The sequence below is a fragment of the Kitasatospora sp. SolWspMP-SS2h genome (assembly GCF_003259315.1).
Classification (GTDB): domain Bacteria; phylum Actinomycetota; class Actinomycetes; order Streptomycetales; family Streptomycetaceae; genus Kitasatospora; species Kitasatospora fiedleri.
Genome location: NZ_QLLT01000002.1, coordinates 240423 through 259212, shown reverse-complemented (window position 1 = coordinate 259212; position 18790 = coordinate 240423). Strand labels below are relative to the sequence as shown.

Below are 18790 nucleotides of genomic sequence, written 5' to 3'. Positions count from 1 at the left end.
CGGCCCGGGCGGCCGGGCTGACCGGTCCTCAGCTGCCGCGGACCGGCGTGGCGGTCTCGGTCTTCGTCCACGCCCCGCCGCCGGCCCGCTTCCAGGTCAGCTCGACCTCCAGGTCGGGCGCGAAGCGCGGCACGTCCGGCGAGGAGTAGCCGCGGGCCCTGCCGCGGATCGAGCCGTCACTGCGGATCGCCAGCTCGGTGACGGTCAGGCCCTCGGTGTCGGGCAGCAGCACGGCGGGCGGGCCGTCCGGTCCGACCAGGAACACCCCGTCCGGCGGAGTGCCCATGTCGGCCTGGCAGTGCGCGGCGGCGACGGTCACCGGGGCGCCGCCCAGCACCGCGGCCGTCCGCAGGCTCACCGCGACCGGGAAGGGCCCGCAGTCGAGGGGGAAGCGCACCTTCGACAGGTCCGCCTCGGTCGGGGCCGCCGACCCCGCCGTGCCCGCCGTCGAGTCGGCCGCCGGTTCCGCGGCCGGTTGACCGGCCGTCACGGCCCCGGTCGCCGAGGTCGCCCCCAGCGCCCCGCCCACCACGGCCGCGCACCCCGCCGCGACCAGCACCCAGTGCTTCAACCCCGAGCGCGCGTGCCCGGGTATCCGACGCTCCGTCACCACGAGACTCCCCTTTCCGGTGCGCGCATCCTCGCACACCGGCGCGGGCCGTCGCCCGGCCGGGGCGCGGGGGCGTCCGGGCGGGCCGGGGAACGCCGACAGCCAGGTCGCGGGGCGGGCGGTGACCCGCCGTTCCCGTGCGACCTGGCTGTCGGTGCGCCGTTACTGCGGGAGGTCCCGCGCGTCGTGCGAGGCGGCCTCGCGCTGGGCCTTGCGGACGGCCGCGCGCTCGGCGAGCGTCAGCTCGCTCTCCGGGCCGGTCTCGTAGTCCTCGCCGTAGGAGCCCTTCGCGGGGCGGCGGCGGCGCAGCGGGGGCTCGACGCCGTCGGCGAGGCGGCGGGCGGTGAGCAGGAAGCCGGTGTGGCCGATCATCCGGTGGTCCGGGCGGACGGCGAGGCCCTCCAGGTGCCAGGTGCGGACCATGGTCTCCCAGGCCTGCGGCTCGGTGAAGGTGCCGTGCTCGCGCAGCGCCTCGACGGTGCGCGACATCTGCGTGGTGGTGGCCACGTAGCAGCAGATCAGGCCGCCGGGGACGAGCGCCTTGGAGGCGACGTCCAGGCACTCCCAGGGGGCGAGCATGTCGAGGATGACCCGGTCGACGTCGGCCTCGACCAGGTTGTCCTGGAGGTCGCCGACGGTGAGCTTCCAGGCCGGGTGCGGGCCGCCGAAGTAGCGCTCGACGTTGCCCTGGGCGATGTCGGCGAAGTCCTGCCGGCGCTCGTAGGAGGCGAGCATGCCGGTGTCGCCGACGGCGCGCAGCAGGTAGGTGGAGAGGGCGCCGGAGCCGACGCCCGCCTCGACCACCCTGGCGCCGGCGAAGATGTCGGCCATGGCCAGGATCTGCCCCGCGTCCTTGGGGTAGATCACGGCCGCGCCGCGCGGCATGGACAGGACGTAGTCGGGGAGCAGGGGGCGCAGCGCGAGGTACGGGACGTTGCCCGTCGTGCGGACGACCGTGCCCTCGGGAGCGCCGATCAGCTCGTCGTGCGGGAACGCACCCTTGTGGGTGTGGAACTGGTTCCCGGCCTGGAGCGTGAACGTGTAGTGGCGGCCCTTGGGGTCGGTCAGCTGGACCTGGTCCCCGACCTGGAAGGGCCCGCGTCGGCGGGCGGCACCGGTCGGTTCGGACATGGGGGCCATCCTACGGGAGCCGGGGGGCTGCCCCCGACCACATGATCAGTCCGCTCCGGCGGCCCGGCCGAGCAGCGCGGCGGTGAGCCTGCGTTCGAGGTCGCTGAGCGAGAGCACGCCGTAGACCGAGCCGTCCGGCCGGACCACCAGGTACTCGGTGGCGGGGGCGCGGCGCAGCACGTCGAGGATCTGCTCGCCGGCCAGGTCGACGGGGACGGTGAGGCCGGGTTCGAGGTCGCGGGAGACGGCGGTGACGGCGACCCAGGGGCGGCGGTGCTCGGGGACGGCGCTGACCGCGGACTCCTTGACCACGGCGGTCGGCTCGCCCCGGCCGTCGACCACCACGATCGCCCCGGCGTGCGCCTCGCGGGCCCGGCGCATGGCCTCGCCGAGGGGGGTGTCGGCGGGGACGTCGATGCTGCGGCGGGCCAGCTCGCGGATCCTGAGCCGGGGCAGCACCTCCTTGAGGCGGGCGTTGCGCAGCGAGTTCCCGGCGCCCTGCCAGATGATGAAGCCGAGGATCGCGGCGAGCACGCCGTCGACCATGGCCTCGGTGGCGGAGCGCTCGACGTCCTGGGAGGAGCTGAAGACCGGCAGGCCGAGGACGACGGCGACGGCCAGCGCGCGGCCGACCCAGACCGCCGCCAGGGTGCCCTTCATCGGCTTGCCGGTGCAGGCCCAGACCACGGCCCGCAGCATCCGGCCGCCGTCCAGCGGGAGGCCGGGGAGCAGGTTGAAGGCGGCGACCACCAGGTTGGAGACCATCAGCCCGGCGAGCAGCACGCCGGGGACGGTGGCGGGTTCGACGGCGCGCAGGCCGAGCCAGAAGGCGCCGCCGAGGACGAGCGAGAGCAGCGGGCCGACGAAGGCGAGCCAGAACTCGCGCCAGGGGCGGTCGGCCTCCTTCTCGATCTCGGAGACGCCGCCGAGGAACTGGAGCTGGATGCGGCGCACCCCGAGCTTGTAGCGCAGGCCGACCAGGGTGTGGGCTAGCTCGTGGACCAGGACGGAGCCGTAGAAGGCGACGGCGAAGGAGAAGGCGAGCAGGTAGCGGGCGGCGCCGAGGTCGGGCAGGACGTCGGCGAGGCGGCTGCCGAAGATCCAGGTGATCAGCGCGGCGACCAGGAACCAGGACGGGGTGACGTAGACGGGCACGCCGAACGGGCGGCCCATCAGGATGCCGCCGCGCGGCTGGTCGTCGGGCTCCGGCTTCGGCCTCTCCGGTGCCCGCCCCTCGGTGTCGTTCACCGTGCTCCTCTCTCGCCGTCCGCTGGTGCCTCGTACGCTACGTGATCTCCCGGCGGGAACGGCGGTGCCCCCGCCCTCCCCTTTTCCCCGATCCCGCGCCCCGACCCGTGCGCGGCCCGTCCGCCCGTGCGGTCGGTCCGGTGCAATAGGGTCGTGGCATGCAGCAGACCGACCCCTCGCCCGCCCCGCGTCCGGCCGCCCGGCCGACCGGGCTGTCGCCGTCCCGGGCGGGTGACTTCATGACCTGCCCGCTGCTGTACCGGCTGCGGGTGATCGACCGGCTGCCGGAGCCGCCGAGCGCCGCCGCCACCCGGGGGACGCTGGTGCACGCGGTGCTGGAGCGGCTGTTCGACCACCCGCCGGCCGAGCGCACGCCGGAGCGGGCGCTCGGGCTGCTGGGCCCGCAGTGGGAGCGGTTGCTGGGGGAACGGCCGGAGCTGGCGGAACTGTTCCCGGGCGCGCCGGAGGAGCTGGCCCACTGGCTGGCGGACGCCGAGAAGCTGGTGCGCCGCTGGTTCCGGCTGGAGGACCCGACCCGGCTGCACCCGGTGGAGCGGGAGCTGTACGTGGAGACCTCGCTGGCCTCCGGCCTGCTGCTGCGCGGGTACATCGACCGGGTGGACGTCGCGCCCTCCGGCGAGGTGCGGCTGGTGGACTACAAGACCGGCCGGGCGCCCTCGCGGGACTTCGAGGGCCGGGCGATGTTCCAGATGAAGTTCTACGCGCTGGTGGTGTGGCGCTGGCGGGGCGTGGTCCCCAAGCGCCTGCAGCTGGTCTACCTGGGCGGCGGCGGGGACGTGGTGACGTACGACCCGGACGAGGCCGACCTGCTCGCGGTGGAGCGCAAGCTGGAGGCGCTGTGGGAGGCGATCTCGGCGGCGGTGGCCACCGGCGACTTCCCGGCGACGCGCAACCGGCTGTGCGACTGGTGCGACCACAAGGCGTCCTGCCCGGAGTTCGGCGGCACTCCCCCGCCGTACCCGCTGCCGGTAACTGTGACCATTCCTGGCAAGGAGTCGTAGGTGACGATCCGTGTGCTGCTGGTGGACGACCAGCCGCTGCTGCGTACCGGTTTCCGGATGATCCTGGAGGCGGAGTCCGACCTGGTGGTGGTCGGCGAGGCGGGCGACGGGCAGCAGGCGCTGGACCAGGTCCGCGCCCTGCAGCCGGACGTGGTGCTGATGGACATCCGGATGCCGCGGATGGACGGCGTGGAGGCGACCCGGCGGATCGCCGGCCCGGACCGGGACGGCCCGGCGAAGGTGCTGGTGCTGACCACCTTCGACCTGGACGAGTACGTGGTGGAGGCGCTGCGGGCGGGGGCCAGCGGCTTCCTGCTCAAGGACGTGCCGGCCGAGGAGCTGGTGCAGGCGATCCGGGTGGTGGCGGACGGCGCGGCGATGCTGGCCCCGTCGGTGACCCGCCGGCTGCTGGACATGTACGCCACCAAGCTGCCCTCGGGCGACGAGGCGCCGCCGCAGGCGCTGACGGTGCTGACCGAGCGCGAGGTGGAGGTGCTGCGGCTGGTGGCGCGCGGGCTGTCGAACGCGGAGATCGCCGCCGAGCTGTTCGTCTCGGAGACCACGGTGAAGACGCACGTGGGCCACGTGCTGACCAAGCTCCAGCTGCGCGACCGGGTACAGGCGGCGGTGTACGCGTACGAGAGCGGCCTGGTGCGCCCGGGCGCGCTGTAGCCGCGGGCGGGAGCGCCGAACGGCCCGTCGCCCCCGAGGGGGTGGCGGGCCGTTCGGCGTGCCGGCGGATCGTTACTTCGCGGTGCGGCCGATCTCCCAGAACCGGAACACGCCGCTGCTGTCCACGGTGGAGTCCACGCCGGTGATGGCGGGCTGGTACACGTAGAAGGACTTGTTCTGGAACAGGGGGACCATCGGGACGGCGTCGGCCAGGATCTTCTGGATCTGGTCGTAGGCGCCGCCGCCGGAGCGGTCGGTGAGCTTGATCGAGTCCGGCACCAGCTTGCCGCTGATCTGCGGGTTGTCCCAGCCGTTGTGGAAGGCGCCGCCGCCGACCACCAGCGGGCTGATGTAGTCGTCGGCGTCGGAGTAGTCGGGGGTCCAGCCGACGGTGTACGCCTGGTAGCCGCCGTTCTTCCAGCCGGCCTGGAAGGCCGTCCAGTCGGGCTCCTGCTGGACGGTGACCTGGAACAGGCCGCCGTTCTCCAGCTGCTGCTTGACGGACTCCAGCTCGGCGGCGCCGGCCCGGGCCCGGGACCAGGTCAGGGTGAGCTTGACCGGGGTGGCGACGTGCGCGTTGGTGAGGATGCGCTTGGCCTTGGCCGGGTCGGGCTCGCCGTACTTGTCGAAGAACGCGGTGGTGTGGCCGGCCACGCCCGCCGGGACGATCGAGTAGAGCGGCTGCACGGTGCCCGCGTAGACGTCGTGGGAGATCGCCTTGCGGTCGACCAGCTGGGCGGCGGCCTGCCGGACGGCCTGGTTGCCGCCGGTCTCGTCCTTGGTGTTGAAGACCAGGTAACGGGTCTCGCCCGAGGCGCCCTCGGCGACCCGGAGCTTGCCGGTGCCGGCCAGGTCGTCGCTCTTGATCTGGGCGGCCGCGCCGGGGTCGAGGCTGTTGTCGGTGAGGTCGACCGCGCCGCTGTCGAGGGCGGACTTCAGCTCCTCGGGCTTGTCGAAGTAGCGCACCGCGAACTTGCCGTTCTGGAGCTTGGCGGTGCCCTGGTAGCCGGAGTTGGCGCTGAGCAGGACCTTGCTGGGGGCCTTGCCGTCCATCTCGACCGAGTCGATCCGGTACGGGCCGGAGCCGACCAGGGAGCCGTTGCCGAGCAGCTTGTCGGCCGGGAAGACCTGGTGGTCGACGATCGAGCCGGCCGCGGAGGCCAGCTTGGCCGGGAGCACCGCGTCGGGGCTGTCCAGGTGGAAGGTGATGTCGCGGTCGCCGGAGGTCTCCACCGAGGCGATGGTGGACAGCAGCGAGGCGGGGCCGGACGGGTCGTCGATCTTCTTGACCCGGTCGATCGAGAACTTGACGTCCTGGGCGGTCAGCGGGTGCCCGTTGGAGAACTTCAGGCCGCCGCGCAGCTTGCAGGTGTAGGTGAGCGCGTCGGCGCTGGTGAACTGGCAGGACTCGGCGGCGTCGGGCTGCGGCTCGGTCGCGCCGGAGGGGAAGCTCAGCAGCGACTGGAAGGTGTTGTTGAGGATCAGCCAGGAGCCCGCGTCGTACGCGCCGGCCGGGTCCAGCACGCTGGTCACGCTGGTGGTGCCCATGGTGATCGTCTCGTTGCCACCGCCGCCGGCGACCTTCTCGACGGAGGCGCAGCCCGCCGCCGTGGTGGCGACGAGGGCGGCGCAGCTGAGCACGGCCAGGCGGTTGGGCGTCGTCATGCGGGGTGGTCTTCCTCACTGCGTGCGGCCGGCTGTCGCCGGTGGCCCGCCGTCCGGCGCCTGGGTGTGGCGGCGGTGGCGGGTCTGGTACGGCCCGCGTGCGCGCCCGGTACCCGGTTTTTCGGGTGGGGCGGCGCGGGGACTGGTGCGGCCTTAGCGTGCCACATCGGTCCCGGAGGGTCACCGGGCGTGCGGCGGGCGCGGGCGCGCGGTTCGCAGGGCCTTGTCCGCTCAGCCGACGAGTTGTCAGCCAATGCCCGTTTTCGTCCGCGCGGCCGGATACGTTCCGCGTACCACCGAACGCGGAACGAAACCGACAAAGGGGGTGAGGGAGACGAACCTCACACCCCGCCCCGCACTCCGCGTCACACCCGGGCGCCGGCCAGGGTGCGCAGCAGGCCGAGGTCGACGTGCTCCAGCGAGGGCAGCACCAGGCGGCCGGGGGCGGGCCCGATCGGGGCGATCGAGGGGATCGCGATGACCGGGCAGCCGGCCGCCTCGGCGGCGGCGACGCCGGTGGGGGTGTCCTCGATGACCACGCAGCGGGCCGGGTGCGCGCCGAGCCGGGCGGCGGCGGCCAGGTAGGGGTCGGGGTGCGGCTTGGTGCGGGCGACCTCGTCGCCGGCCACGGTGAAGGCGAAGTGCCGGGCGCCCAGGCTGCGCAGCACGATGTCGATGATGTGCCGGTGCGAGGCGGACACCAGGGCGGCCGGGACGCCGTGCGCGGCCAGGGTGTTGAGCAGCCGCTCGGCGCCGGGCATCAGCGGGACGCCGCCGGCCAGCAGGTCGACGAAGCGCTGGTTGATCAGGACGGTCAGTTCGGCGGGGCTGAGGGTGACCCCGGTGCGGGTGATCAGGTAGTCGATCACCCGGGTCATCGGCCCGCCGACCACGTGGGTGCGGTCCTCGGCGGTGAGGAGGTGGCCGAGTTCGGCGAACAGGTCGGCCTCGGCCTGCCACCAGAGGTCCTCGGTGTCGACCAGGGTGCCGTCCATGTCGAGCAGGACGGCGTGCAGGCCGCCGTCCTCGCCGTCTCCGCCGATGCGGACCGGGGTCGAGACCGTCGTCATGCGCGCCGTCCTTCCTGGTGGGTGGCCCGGCGCGGTGCGGTCGCGGCGCGTCCGGGGATGGCGCGGGCCGGCCCGCTGGTCTGCGGACCGGCCCGTTCAGGATCATCAAGAATACGCCCGCCCGGTCGGATTGCACCGGGCGGCGGCGGGGCGAACGGATGATCTCCGGTGGAAGGTCTAGCGCGCGTTGAAGTACTTGGCCTCGGGGTGGTGGAGCACGATGGCGTCGGTGGACTGCTCGGGGTGCAGCTGGTACTCCTCGGAGAGGATCACGCCGACCCGCTCGGGGCGCAGCAGCTCGGCGATCTTGGCCCGGTCCTCCAGCTCGGGGCAGGCGCCGTAGCCGAGCGAGAAGCGGGCGCCGCGGTACTTGAGCGCGAACATGTCGCGCACGTCCTGCGGGTCCTCGTCGCCGAAGCCCAGCTCGTAGCGGACCCGGGCGTGCCAGAACTCGGCCAGCGCCTCCGCCAACTGGACGGACAGGCCGTGCAGTTCGAGGTAGTCGCGGTAGGAGTTGCCGGCGAACAGCTCGTTGGCGGCCTCGGAGATCCGGTTGCCCATGGTGACCACCTGGAGGCCGACCACGTCGCGCTCGCCGGACTCCTCGGGGCGGAAGAAGTCGGCCAGGCAGAGCCGGCGGCCGCGGCGCTGGCGGGGGAAGGTGAACCTGGTCAGCTCGGAGCCGTCCTCGCGGTACAGGATCAGGTCGTCGCCCTTGGAGTTGGCCGGGAAGTAGCCGTAGACCACGGCGGGCTCCAGCCAGCCCTCGGTCTGCAGCCGGTCCAGCCAGCCGCGCAGCCGCGGGCGGCCCTCGGTCTCCACCAGCTCCTCGTAGGACGGGCCTCCGCTGCGGCCGCCCTTGAGGCCCCACTGCCCCTTGAACAGGGCGTCCTCGTCCAGCCAGGAGGCGTAGTCCTGGAACGGGATGCCCTTGATGATCCGGTCGCCCCAGAACGGCGGGACGGGGACCGGGTTGTCGACGGCCACGTCGGAGCGGATCTGGCCGAGGTCGGCCTCGTCCGGCTCCTCCACCTCGACCCGGGCGTGCCGGCGCTTGCGCAGCTCGGGCAGGGTCGCGCCGGGCACGCCGCGCTTGATGCCGATCAGGGCGTCCATCAGCCGCAGGCCCTCGAAGGCGTCCCGGGCGTAGCGGACCTCGCCGTCGTAGATCTCGTGCAGGTCCTGCTCGACGTAGGCGCGGGTGAGGGCGGCGCCGCCGAGGATCACCGGGAAGTCGGCGGCCAGCGCGCGCTGGTTGAGCTCCTCCAGGTTCTCCTTCATGATCACCGTGGACTTGACCAGCAGGCCGGACATGCCGATCACGTCGGCCTTGTGCTCCTGGGCGGCCTCGACGATCGCCGACACCGGCTGCTTGATGCCCAGGTTGACGACGTTGTAGCCGTTGTTGGACAGGATGATGTCGACCAGGTTCTTGCCGATGTCGTGCACGTCGCCCTTGACGGTGGCCAGCACGATGGTGCCCTTGCCCTCGCTGTCGGACTTCTCCATGTGCGGTTCGAGGTGCGCGACGGCGGCCTTCATCACCTCGGCGGACTGGAGTACGAACGGCAGCTGCATCTCGCCGGAGCCGAACAGCTCGCCGACCACCTTCATGCCGGACAGCAACGTGTCGTTGATGATCTCCAGCGCCGGGCGTTCGGCCAGCGCGGCGTCCAGGTCGGCCTCCAGGCCGTTGCGCTCGCCGTCGATGATCCGGCGCTGGAGGCGCTCCTCCAGCGGGAGGGCGGCCAGTTCCTCGGCCTTGGACGCGGCGCTGGAGGCGGCGGAGACGCCCTCGAACAGCTGGAGCAGCTTCTGCAGCGGGTCGTAGCCCTCGCTGCGCCGGTCATAGACCAAGTCCAGGGCGGTCTGCCGGCGGTCCTCCGGGATGCGGTTCATCGGCAGGATCTTGGCGGCGTGCACGATCGCCGAGTCCAGGCCAGCCTCGACGCACTCGTGCAGGAAGACCGAGTTGACCACCTGGCGGGCGGCCGGGTTGAGGCCGAAGGAGATGTTCGACAGGCCCAGGGTGGTCTGCACGTCCGGGTGGCGGCGCTTGAGCTCGCGGATCGCCTCGATGGTCTCGATGCCGTCGCGCCGGGACTCCTCCTGGCCGGTGGCCAGGGTGAAGGCCAGGCAGTCGACCAGGATCGAGGACTCGTGGATGCCGTACTCGCGGCCCAGCTGCTCGATCAGCCGCTCGGCGATGGCGACCTTGGTCTCGGCGGTGCGGGCCTGGCCCTGCTCGTCGATGGTCAGCGCGATCAGGCCGGCGCCGTGCTCGCGGGCCAGCGCGGCGATCCGGCCGAACCGGGTGTCGGGGCCGTCGCCGTCCTCGTAGTTGACCGAGTTGAGGACCGCCCGGCCGCCCAGCATCTCCAGGCCGGCCTCGAGCACCGGCGGCTCGGTGGAGTCCAGCACGATCGGCAGGGTGGAGGCGGTGGCCAGCCGGCCGGCGATCTCGCGCATGTCGGCGACGCCGTCGCGGCCGACGTAGTCCACGCACAGGTCGAGCAGGTGGGCGCCCTCGCGGATCTGCTCGCGGGCGATCTCCACGCAGCTCTGCCAGTCCCCCGCGATCATCGACTCGCGGAACTTCTTCGAGCCGTTGGCGTTGGTGCGCTCGCCGATCGCCAGGTAGGAGGTGTCCTGCCGGAACGGCACCGCCTGGTAGAGCGAGGCGGCGGCCGCCTCGGGGCGCGGGTCGCGGGCGGTGACCGGCAGGCCCTGGACCCGCTCGACCACCCGGCGCAGGTGCTCGGGGGTGGTGCCGCAGCAGCCGCCGACCAGGGCCAGGCCGTAGTCGCGGACGAAGCCCTCGTGCGCGTCGGCCAGCTCCTCGGGGCTGAGCGGGTAGTGCGCGCCGTCCTTGGTGAGCACCGGCAGGCCGGCGTTCGGCATGCAGGAGAGGCCGACCTTGGCGTTCTTCGCCAGGTAGCGCAGGTGCTCGCTCATCTCGGCCGGGCCGGTGGCGCAGTTCATCCCGATGAAGTCGATGCCCAGCGGCTCCAGCGCGGTCAGCGCCGCGCCGATCTCCGAGCCCAGCAGCATGGTGCCGGTGGTCTCGACGGTGACCTGGGCGAGGATCGGCAGGCTCACCCCGGCCTCCGCCAGGGCAACCTGGCAGCCCAGCACCGACGCCTTGGTCTGGAGCAGGTCCTGGCTGGTCTCGATCAGCAGCGCGTCCACGCCGCCCGCGATCAGGCCCGCCGCGTTCTGCCGGAAGCCCTCGCGGACCACCTCGAAGGTGGTGTGGCCGAGGGTCGGCAGCTTGGTGCCCGGGCCCATCGAGCCGAGCACCCAGCGGGTGCGGCCGTCCTCCGCGGTGAAGGCGTCGGCCGTCTCCCGGGCGATCCGGGCACCGGCCTCGGACAGCTCGAAGATCCGCTCGGGGATGTCGTACTCGCTCAGCGCCCAGTGGTTGGCGCCGAAGGTGTTGGTCTCCACGCAGTCCACGCCGACCGCGAAGTACGCCTCGTGCACCGAGCGCACGATGTCGGGACGGGTGACGTTCAGGACCTCGTTGCAGCCCTCCAGCTGCTGGAAGTCCTCCATCGTCGGCTCCTGCGCCTGGAGCATGGTGCCCATCGCACCGTCGGCCACCACCACCCGGGTGGCGAGTGCCTCGCGCAGGGCGTCGGCGCGGTCCTGCTGGGCGGAGGTGGGTACAACGGTGGCCATGTGGCTGCTCCCTGAGTGCGACGGCTGTCGGCTATGCGCTCCCGCTGGACCGGGGACGCACCCCGCCAGGGTATCGGTCCCACCCCGGCCGGACGGAACCCGTTTCGAATCCTGGGCGTCCTTGTCCACCGGAAGGGAGCACGATCATGCCCGCTTGGGGGGAACAGAGCCGGTGGAAGCGCGCCGCGCGCACCCCGCGTGCATCCGAATGGCGGACACTGCCGGCCCGGGCGCGCCGCCGCTGGCGCGGGCGCACCCGGTGGAGCCGGCCGCGCCGCGTCCTCACCGCGCTCGGCACCGTCCTCGCCCTGCTCCTGCTGCCGGTGCTCGGCGGGGCCGCCGCGCTGCGCTGGGAGTACGCCGGCGACCCGGCGGCGGACGCCCGCACCCGCGGCAAGGACGCGATCTGGCTCGGCCACGCCTGGGTCGACGGGCGGCGCACGCCCGAGGAGCTGACCGCGCTGGCCGCGAAGGTGCGCAGCACCGGCATCCACGACCTGTACGTGCACACCGGGCCGCTGGCGCACGACGGCTCGCTCGACCCGGCGCTGGCGCCCGGCGCGGCGGACTTCCTGGCCCGGGCGCACGCGGCGATGCCGGGGGTGCGGGTCCAGTCCTGGCTGGGCGACGTGGTGGCGCCCGAGAAGGAGGGGCTGCACCTGGACCGCCCCGACGTCCGGGACCGGATCACCGGCGCCGCGCGGCAGGTCCTCGACCTGGGCTTCGACGGCGTCCACCTCGACCTGGAGCCCGTGCACTCGGGCTCGGCCGGGTTCCTCGCCCTGCTCGACCAGGTGCACGCGCTCACCGCCGCCCGGTCGGTGCCGCTGTCCGTCGCGGCCCCGCAGATCGATCCCGTCCCGGGGCTGGGGCGGGTCGCCCTCGCGCTCAGCGGGCACGGCAAGTACTGGTCCGCGGCGTACTTCGCGGCGGCGGCGCGGAGGGTCGACCAGGTCGCGGTGATGTCGTACGACACCTCGATGCCGGTCGAGTCGCTGTACGGCGGCTACGTCGCCCGGCAGACCGCGCTGGCCCTGGCCCACACCCCGCCGGGCGTCGACCTGCTCATGGGCCTGCCGGCCTACTGGGCCGACACGCCCACCCACCGCGGCGCCGCGGAGACCGTCCGCGCGGCGGTCCGCGGCGCACGACTGGCCCTCGGCCCGAACGGCCGGCGGAACTTCGGCCTCGCCCTGTACGTGGACTTCGCGGCCACGCCGGACCACTGGGAGGCGTACCGGGACGGCTGGTGCAACTAGCTGCGCGGGAGAGCGGAGACAGGGGCGCGGGGAACTGCGCGCGGCGGGAGTCGCGCGTCGGCGAGGTCGCGGGACAGTGCAAGCCATTGGCCTGCGTCGCGATCCGGCGGTGCGTGCTCGCTTGGCCGCGCGGTTCCCCGCGCCCCTGGTTGTGCTTCGGTTTCCCCTACCGGAGCCAGACCGCCGTGTCGGTGGGGAGGTGGCCGTCGGTGAGTTCGCCGGAGGCCAGCAGGATCTCGCCGTCGAGCGGGAGCGGCGAGGTGGAGAGGTTGACCAGGCAGCGGACGTCGCCGCGGCGGAAGGAGAGGACGCCTTCGGGGGCGTCCTCGGCCCAGGCGAACTCGCCGCGCAGTTCGCGGCGGAGCCGGATGCCCTCGCGGTAGAGGGTGAGCATGGAGGACGGGTCGCCGTGCTGGGCCTCGACGGTGAGCGGGGCCCAGTCGAGGGGCTGCGGGAGCCAGGGGTCCTTGCCGTCGCGGGTGAAGCCGTAGGGCGGGTGGGTGCCGCTCCAGGGGATCGGGACGCGGCAGCCGTCGCGGCCCGGGTCGGTGCCGCCGGAGCGGAAGTGCATCGGGTCCTGGAGGGTGTCCAGCGGGAGGTCCTCGACCTCGGGCAGGCCGAGTTCCTCGCCCTGGTAGAGGTAGAGCGCGCCGGGCAGCGCCATGCTGAGCAGGGCGGCGGCGCGGGCGCGGCGGCGGCCGAGGTCGAGGTCGGTGGGGGTGCCGAAGGACTTGGTGGCGAACTGGAAGCGGGTGTCCTCGCGGCCGTAGCGGGTGACGGTGCGGGTGATGTCGTGGTTGGCGAGCACCCAGGTCGCGGGGGCGCCGACGGGGGCGTGCGCGGCGAGGGTGGTGTCGATGGACTCACGCAGCGCGGCGGCGTCCCAGGGGCGGGCCAGGAAGTCGAAGTTGAACGCGGTGTGCATTTCGTCCGGGCGCAGGTAGCGGGCGAAACGCTCGGCGTCGGGGACCCAGATCTCGCCGATCAGGACGCGTGGCGGGCTGTAGGAGTCGGCGACGGCGCGCCAGCTGCGGTAGATGTCGTGCAGGTCGTCGCGGTCGACGTAGGGGTGCGGGCGGCCGGGTTCGACGTCGGCGAGGTCGGGGTCCTTGGTGAGCAGGCCGGCCGAGTCGATCCGGACGCCGGCGGCGCCGCGGTCGAACCAGAACCGGAGGATCTCCAGGTGTTCCTCGCGGACGGCGGGGTGGTCCCAGTTGAGGTCGGGTTGGGCGGCGGCGAACAGGTGCAGGTACCACTGGCCGTCGGGGAGCCGGGTCCAGGGGCAGCCGCCGAACTCGGACTTCCAGTCGTTGGGCGGGAGTTCGCCGTCGGCGCCGCGGCCCTCGCGGAAGTGGAACAGGTCGCGCTCGGGGCTGCCGGGGGCGGCGGCGAGGGCGGCCCGGAACCAGGGGTGCTGGTCGGAGACGTGGTTGGGGACGATGTCGACGATGGTGCGCAGGCCGAGCTGCTGGGCCTCGTCGACGAGCAGTTCGGCCTCCTCCAGGGTGCCGAAGACCGGTTCGACGCCGCGGTAGTCGGCGACGTCGTAGCCGCCGTCGGCCATCGGGGAGGGGTACCAGGGGTTGAACCAGATGGCGTCGACACCGAGTTCGGCGAGGTACGGAAGCTTCGCGCGCACTCCGGCGAGGTCCCCGATCCCGTCGCCGTTGCCGTCGACGAAACTGCGCGGGTACACCTGGTAGATCGCCGCGTTCCGCCACCACTGCTCTGACACGGTCAGGGTTTCCTTTCAGACGTTGTTGGACCGAGGTCGTCGGACCGGGGCTCAGCCCTTGAGGCTGCCCGCGGTGAGGCCGGCCATGATGTTGCGCTGGAAGACCAGGAACAGGGCGATGGTCGGGAGGGAGGCGAGGAAGAGTCCGGCGATCAGGGTGTTCTGCGGCATCGAGGTGGCCGCGGTGTTGACGCCCACGTTGAGCGTCTCATGGGCGGGGACGGTGATCAGCGGCCAGAGGAAGTCCTTCCAGACCGCGACCAGGCCGAAGATCGAGACGACGCCGAGGATCGGCCGGGACAGCGGCAGGATGACCGACCACAGCACCCGCAGCGGCCCGGCCCCGTCGATGGACGCCGCGTCGAGCAGTTCGTTGGGGATCGAGTCGAAGAACCGCTTGAGCAGGAAGACGTTGAACGCGTTGGCCACGGTGGGCAGCCAGATCACCCACGGGGTGTTCAGCAGGTTCACGTGGATCAGCGGCAGGTCGAGCACCGTCAGGTACTGCGGGATGACCAGGGCGGCGGCCGGGATCATCATCGAGGCCAGCATCATGCCGAGGATCACGTTGCCGAAGATCGGCCGCAGTTTGGACAGCGAGTAGGCGGCGGCGACGCAGAAGACCAGCTGGAGCAGGAGCGCGCCGCCGGCGTAGACGACGGTGTTCAGCAGCAGCTGTCCCATCCCGAGCCGGTCCCAGGCCTCGGTGAAGGCGTGGGTGCCGGGGTTCTCCGGGAAGAGCGTCGGCGGGGTGCGGACCAGTTCCTGCGAGGACTTGAAGCCGCCGGTGGCCATCCAGTAGAGCGGGCCGATGAAGACGACCGTGGCGACGGCCAGGGTGAGCGCCAGCACCAGCCGGTAGATCCGCCGGCCGCCGGGCTGGTTGAGCCGGACCGGCGAGATCAGGGTGCGGGTGCCGCTGTGGACGGGCTTGCTCATCGTCACTCCTCCCCGCCCCGGCGCTCCAGCCACAGGTAGAGGGCGGAGAACGCGCCGAGTACCAGCAGCAGGACGACGCCCAGCGCGGCTGCGGTGTTGAACTTGTCGAAGTTGAACGCGTAGTTGTAGAGCATGTAGACCACGGTGGTGGTCGATCCCTGCGGTCCGCCGCCGGTGAGCACGAAGGACTCGGTGAACATCTGCATGGTGGCGACCACCTGCAGCATCAGCATCAGCGAGAGGATCAGCCGGGTCTGCGGCACGGTGACGTGCCAGATGCGGCGCAGCACGCCGGCGCCGTCCAGTTCGGCGGCCTCGTAGAGCTCGCCGGGGATGCTCTGCAGGGCGGCCAGGTAGACCAGGGTGGCGCTGCCCATGTTGGCCCAGGTCGAGACGATGACCAGGGAGAACATCGCGGTGTCCGGCGAGGCCAGCCAGGACGAGGTCGGCAGGTGCAGGAACTCCAGGATCTGGTTGAAGAGGCCGTAGCCGGGGTCCATGAAGTACTTGAACAGCAGGATGCCCGCGACCGGGGGCAGCATCACGGGCAGGTAGACCAGGATGCGCAGGTAGCTCTGGGCGTGCCGGAACTCGTTGATCACGATGGCGGTGACGAACGGGGCGACGAAGCCGAAGAACAGGGCGATGCCGGTGAATTCGAGGGTGTGGCCCCACGCGGGCCAGAACTCCGGGTCGGCGAAGATCTGCCGGAAGTTGTCGAACCCGACCCAGTGGGTCTCGCCGTAGCGGACCTTCTGGAACGACATGATGATCTCGCGGACCATCGGGTACCAGGTGAACAGCGCGAAGCAGAGCAGGGCGCCGATCAGGAAGGCGTGGGCGCGCAGGTTGCGCGCGACGGCGCGGCGCAGGGCGCCGCCCGACGGCTTGGCCCCGGTGCGGGCCGCCCCGGCGCGGGCCGGTCCGCGGCTCAGCGTGGTGGTCATGGGGATGGCTCCTCGTCAGGGTGCCGGCCGCCGGCCGGGCCGCCGGGAGGGGGCGGTCCGGCCGGCGGCACCGGTCACTGGTTGGCCAGGATCTGGTTGGCCTGGGTCTCGGCGGTGGCGAGCACGCTGTCGAGGTTGGCGTTCGGGTCGGTCATCGCGGCCGACATCGCGGTGTCGAGGATCTTGTAGAGCTGCTGGGCGGCCGGCGGCTCGGTGATCGACTTGGTGGGGTTCTTGATGTAGGGGTCGTAGTTGGACAGCGGCAGGTTGCCGTTGGTCTTCAGCGACTCGGTGATCGCCTTGATCTGCGGCGAGTCGGCGGACCAGAAGTACGGCTGCGGGACGGCGATCGCGACCGGGTCCTTGCTGCTGCCGGCCAGGGTCTTGGCGCGGGGGAAGTTGAACTGGCCGACGTCCGGGGTCTGGTACTGGAAGTTGATCCAGGCGATCTCGGCCTTGATCTGGTTCGGGGTCTGGCCTTTCTTGATGTAGTAGAGGTCGCCGCCGCCGAGGCTGTTGCCGGGGCCGGTGGCGCCGGGCATCGGGCCGAGGCCCCAGGCCTTGGCGTCGGCGCCGAGCACCTCGATCAGGTGCTTGACGACGTCGGGGGCGCCGAGGAACATGCCGACCTTGCCGGTGGCCAGCGGCGGGAAGGCGTCGGCCCACTGGGTGACCGGGGTGGCGCCGATGCTCTGGTCGGTGAAGCGCATGTCGTGCAGGCGCTTGAGGACCTGCTTGCCCTCGGCCGAGTTGAACGCGGCCTTCTTGCCGTCGTCCGAGACCATCTTGCCGCCGAGGCTGTACAGCTCCGAGGTGAAATGCCAGCCGCCGGTGTTGCCGCCGCTGTAGTCCTCGTAGCCGGAGATGCCGTTGCCGAGCGCGGCGATCTTCTTGGCCGCGGCCTGCACCTCGTCCCAGGTGGTCGGCGGCTTGTCGGGGTCGAGGCCGGCCTGCTTGAACAGGTCGCGGTTGTAGACCAGGCCGGTGGTGTAGTAGTTGATCGGCAGCGCGTAGACCTTGCCGTCGACCGTCATGTTGTCCTTGACGGACGGCAGCATCGAGGAGAAGCCGGGCAGCGTTTCGTCGTTGACGTACTTCGTGATGTCCTGCGCGTCGCCGGAGTTCAGGGTGGCGTCGCGGTCGGTGAAGTAGGCGTGGAACGCGCCGGTCTCGTCGTGCGCCTTGTACTGCGCGGTCTGCTGGGCCGGCACCTCGCACTGGCCGACGTACGGCTTCGCGTTGATGGTGACGTTCGGGTACTTGGTCTTGAAGAGCGCGAGGTCGTCCGCGTAGTTGGCCTTGCCCGCGGCCTGGTCCGCACCCGGGGCGCAGTCGATCGAGATGGTGACGGTCGCGTTCGGGTCGAGCGGCTTGCCGTCCGCCGTGCCGGCCGCGGCGTCGCCGCTGCCGGTGGAGGAGGAGCTGCTGCACGCGGCGGTGCTCAGGAGCAGACCTGTGGCGAGCGCGACGGCGGCCATCTTGCTCGATCTGTTCAGCTTCATGCGTACCCCATGGGTGGGAAGAGGTTTCGGGTGAGGCCGGGCGAAAGCCTGACGTGTGAGGAACGTAGGTGTTTCGCAGAGTTAACGCAAGAGTGCGACGAGAAATTGAAAAGTTACGACTCTGCATCACCCGGATCGTCTCGGCCGGACCGGCCCGCCCCCGCCACAGGCGCCGGTCGGTCACCCCTGCAAGGCATCCTTGCAGTTTCTTGCTCGATCCTGTTCTACTTTTGCGCATGAAAAGCAAGCTCTCGCTGGTCGCGCAGAAGGTCGGAGTCAGCGAGGCCACGGTCAGCCGGGTGCTCAACGGCCGGCCCGGGGTCGGCGCCGCCACCCGCAGCGCGGTGCTCACCGCACTCGATGTCCTCGGCTACGAACGGCCCACCCAGCTGCGCGGGGAACGCGCCCGGCTGATCGGACTGGTGCTGCCGGAGCTGCAGAACCCGATCTTCCCGGCGCTGGCGGAGGTGGTCGGCGGCGCGCTCGCGCAGCGCGGCTTCACGCCGCTGCTGTGCACCCGCACGGCGGGCGTCGGGGAGGCCGGGCACGTCAGCATGCTGCTCGACCAGCAGGTCTCCGGCGTCGTCTTCGCCGGCGGGCAGTGCGCGCAGGCGGACGGCTCGCACGCGCACTTCGCGCAGCTGCGCGAGCGCGGCGTGCCCGTGGTGCTGCTGAACGCCTCGGTGGAGCGGCTCGGCTTCCCGCAGGTGTCGACCGACGACGCGGTCGCGGTGGCCCAGGCGTTCGGCCACCTGGCCACGCTGGGGCACGAGCGGATCGGGCTGATGGTGGGTCCGGAGGACCACATCCCGTCCCGCCGCAAGCTGGCGGCCTTCCGGTGCCAGTACGCGCTCCGGGGCGGCGAGCCGCGGCCGGAGTGGGTCGCGCACGCGCTGTTCGGCCTGGAGGGCGGCCACGCCGCCGTGGGGCGGCTGCTGGAGGCGGGGGTGACCGGCGTGATCTGCGCCAGCGACCCGCTCGCCCTGGGGGCCGTCCGGGCCGCCCGGCGGGCCGGGCTGGACGTCCCCGGCGACCTGTCGGTGATCGGCTTCGACGACTCGGTGTTCATCAACTGCACCCGGCCGCCGCTGACCACCGTCCGGCAGCCGATCGAGGCGCTCGGCCGGACCGCCGTGGAGCTGCTGGTCGGCCAGATCGAGGGCGGCACGGTCTCCCCCGGCGAGCTGCTGTTCGAGCCCGAGCTGGTCGTGCGGGGCTCCACCGGCCTGGCCCCGGGCCGGGCCTGACTCCCCCTCGCCTCCGCACCCGTTCCCGGGGATGCCGAACAGGACGGGCGCTGTCAGAGGCG

General features: G+C 72.3%; 14 protein-coding genes. 4 read left to right on the top strand and 10 right to left on the bottom strand.

Translation table 11 applies throughout. From position 1 onward, the window contains the following. Positions 1–28 precede the first annotated feature (28 nt). The 3 genes from K353_RS03360 to K353_RS03350 form a co-directional block, all read right to left on the bottom strand. Complete coding sequence (locus K353_RS03360) at positions 29–610, bottom strand: hypothetical protein (protein ID WP_146616387.1); 582 nt, start codon at positions 608–610, stop codon at positions 29–31. A 162-nt stretch (positions 611–772) separates the two neighbouring features. Beyond that, positions 773–1741, bottom strand: a complete 969-nt coding sequence (locus K353_RS03355; RefSeq protein ID WP_111552040.1) for a tRNA (adenine-N1)-methyltransferase — start codon at positions 1739–1741, stop codon at positions 773–775. 45 nt (positions 1742–1786) lie between these two features. Beyond that, entirely contained in the window at positions 1787–2989 is a 1203-nt protein-coding gene (locus K353_RS03350; protein ID WP_111552039.1) for a site-2 protease family protein, read from the bottom strand. Positions 2990–3147: 158 nt separating this feature from the next. Between K353_RS03350 and K353_RS03345 the strand changes: the two genes are divergently transcribed. Together K353_RS03345 and K353_RS03340 are read left to right on the top strand one after the other, a co-directional pair. Then, positions 3148–4011, top strand: a complete 864-nt coding sequence (locus K353_RS03345; protein WP_111552038.1) for a RecB family exonuclease — start codon at positions 3148–3150, stop codon at positions 4009–4011. Beyond that, positions 4012–4683 (top strand): response regulator transcription factor, encoded by a 672-nt coding sequence (locus K353_RS03340; RefSeq protein WP_014139709.1) that lies wholly within the window; start codon positions 4012–4014, stop codon positions 4681–4683. It abuts the gene before it with no gap. 72 nt (positions 4684–4755) lie between these two features. Here K353_RS03340 and K353_RS03335 read toward each other — a convergent pair whose 3' ends face one another. From K353_RS03335 to metH, 3 genes are all read right to left on the bottom strand, one after another. After that, positions 4756–6348 carry an ABC transporter substrate-binding protein gene (locus K353_RS03335; RefSeq protein ID WP_111552037.1) on the bottom strand — a complete coding sequence of 531 codons (1593 nt, stop codon included), beginning with the start codon at positions 6346–6348 and terminating at the stop codon, positions 4756–4758. 365 nt (positions 6349–6713) lie between these two features. After that, positions 6714–7418, bottom strand: a complete 705-nt coding sequence (locus K353_RS03330; protein WP_111552036.1) for an HAD family phosphatase — start codon at positions 7416–7418, stop codon at positions 6714–6716. Between the two features lie 177 nt (positions 7419–7595). Beyond that, the gene (gene metH, locus K353_RS03325; RefSeq protein WP_111552035.1) at positions 7596–11099 is read right to left on the bottom strand and encodes a methionine synthase; all 3504 of its coding nucleotides are present in this window, start codon (positions 11097–11099) and stop codon (positions 7596–7598) included. 146 nt (positions 11100–11245) lie between these two features. Between metH and K353_RS03320 the strand changes: the two genes are divergently transcribed. Further along, on the top strand, positions 11246–12358 hold the full coding sequence (locus K353_RS03320) for a hypothetical protein (protein WP_111552034.1): 1113 nt from the start codon (positions 11246–11248) through the stop codon (positions 12356–12358). A 166-nt stretch (positions 12359–12524) separates the two neighbouring features. Here K353_RS03320 and K353_RS03315 read toward each other — a convergent pair whose 3' ends face one another. The 4 genes from K353_RS03315 to K353_RS03300 all read right to left on the bottom strand — a co-directional run bounded on the left by K353_RS03315 (position 12525) and on the right by K353_RS03300 (position 17481). Further along, positions 12525–14093, bottom strand: coding sequence for a glycoside hydrolase family 13 protein (locus K353_RS03315; RefSeq protein WP_111552033.1), 1569 nt, complete (start codon positions 14091–14093; stop codon positions 12525–12527). A 51-nt stretch (positions 14094–14144) separates the two neighbouring features. Continuing rightward, positions 14145–15032: a carbohydrate ABC transporter permease gene (locus K353_RS03310; RefSeq protein ID WP_199527970.1), complete on the bottom strand. Its 888-nt coding sequence runs from the start codon at positions 15030–15032 to the stop codon at positions 14145–14147. Positions 15033–15034: 2 nt separating this feature from the next. Continuing rightward, positions 15035–15979 carry a carbohydrate ABC transporter permease gene (locus K353_RS03305; RefSeq protein WP_111552031.1) on the bottom strand — a complete coding sequence of 315 codons (945 nt, stop codon included), beginning with the start codon at positions 15977–15979 and terminating at the stop codon, positions 15035–15037. Between the two features lie 74 nt (positions 15980–16053). Beyond that, on the bottom strand, positions 16054–17481 hold the full coding sequence (locus tag K353_RS03300) for an ABC transporter substrate-binding protein (RefSeq protein WP_111552030.1): 1428 nt from the start codon (positions 17479–17481) through the stop codon (positions 16054–16056). A gap of 236 nt (positions 17482–17717) precedes the next feature. Between K353_RS03300 and K353_RS03295 the strand changes: the two genes are divergently transcribed. Next, positions 17718–18728 carry a LacI family DNA-binding transcriptional regulator gene (locus K353_RS03295; protein WP_111552029.1) on the top strand — a complete coding sequence of 337 codons (1011 nt, stop codon included), beginning with the start codon at positions 17718–17720 and terminating at the stop codon, positions 18726–18728. Positions 18729–18790: the final 62 nt, after the last annotated feature.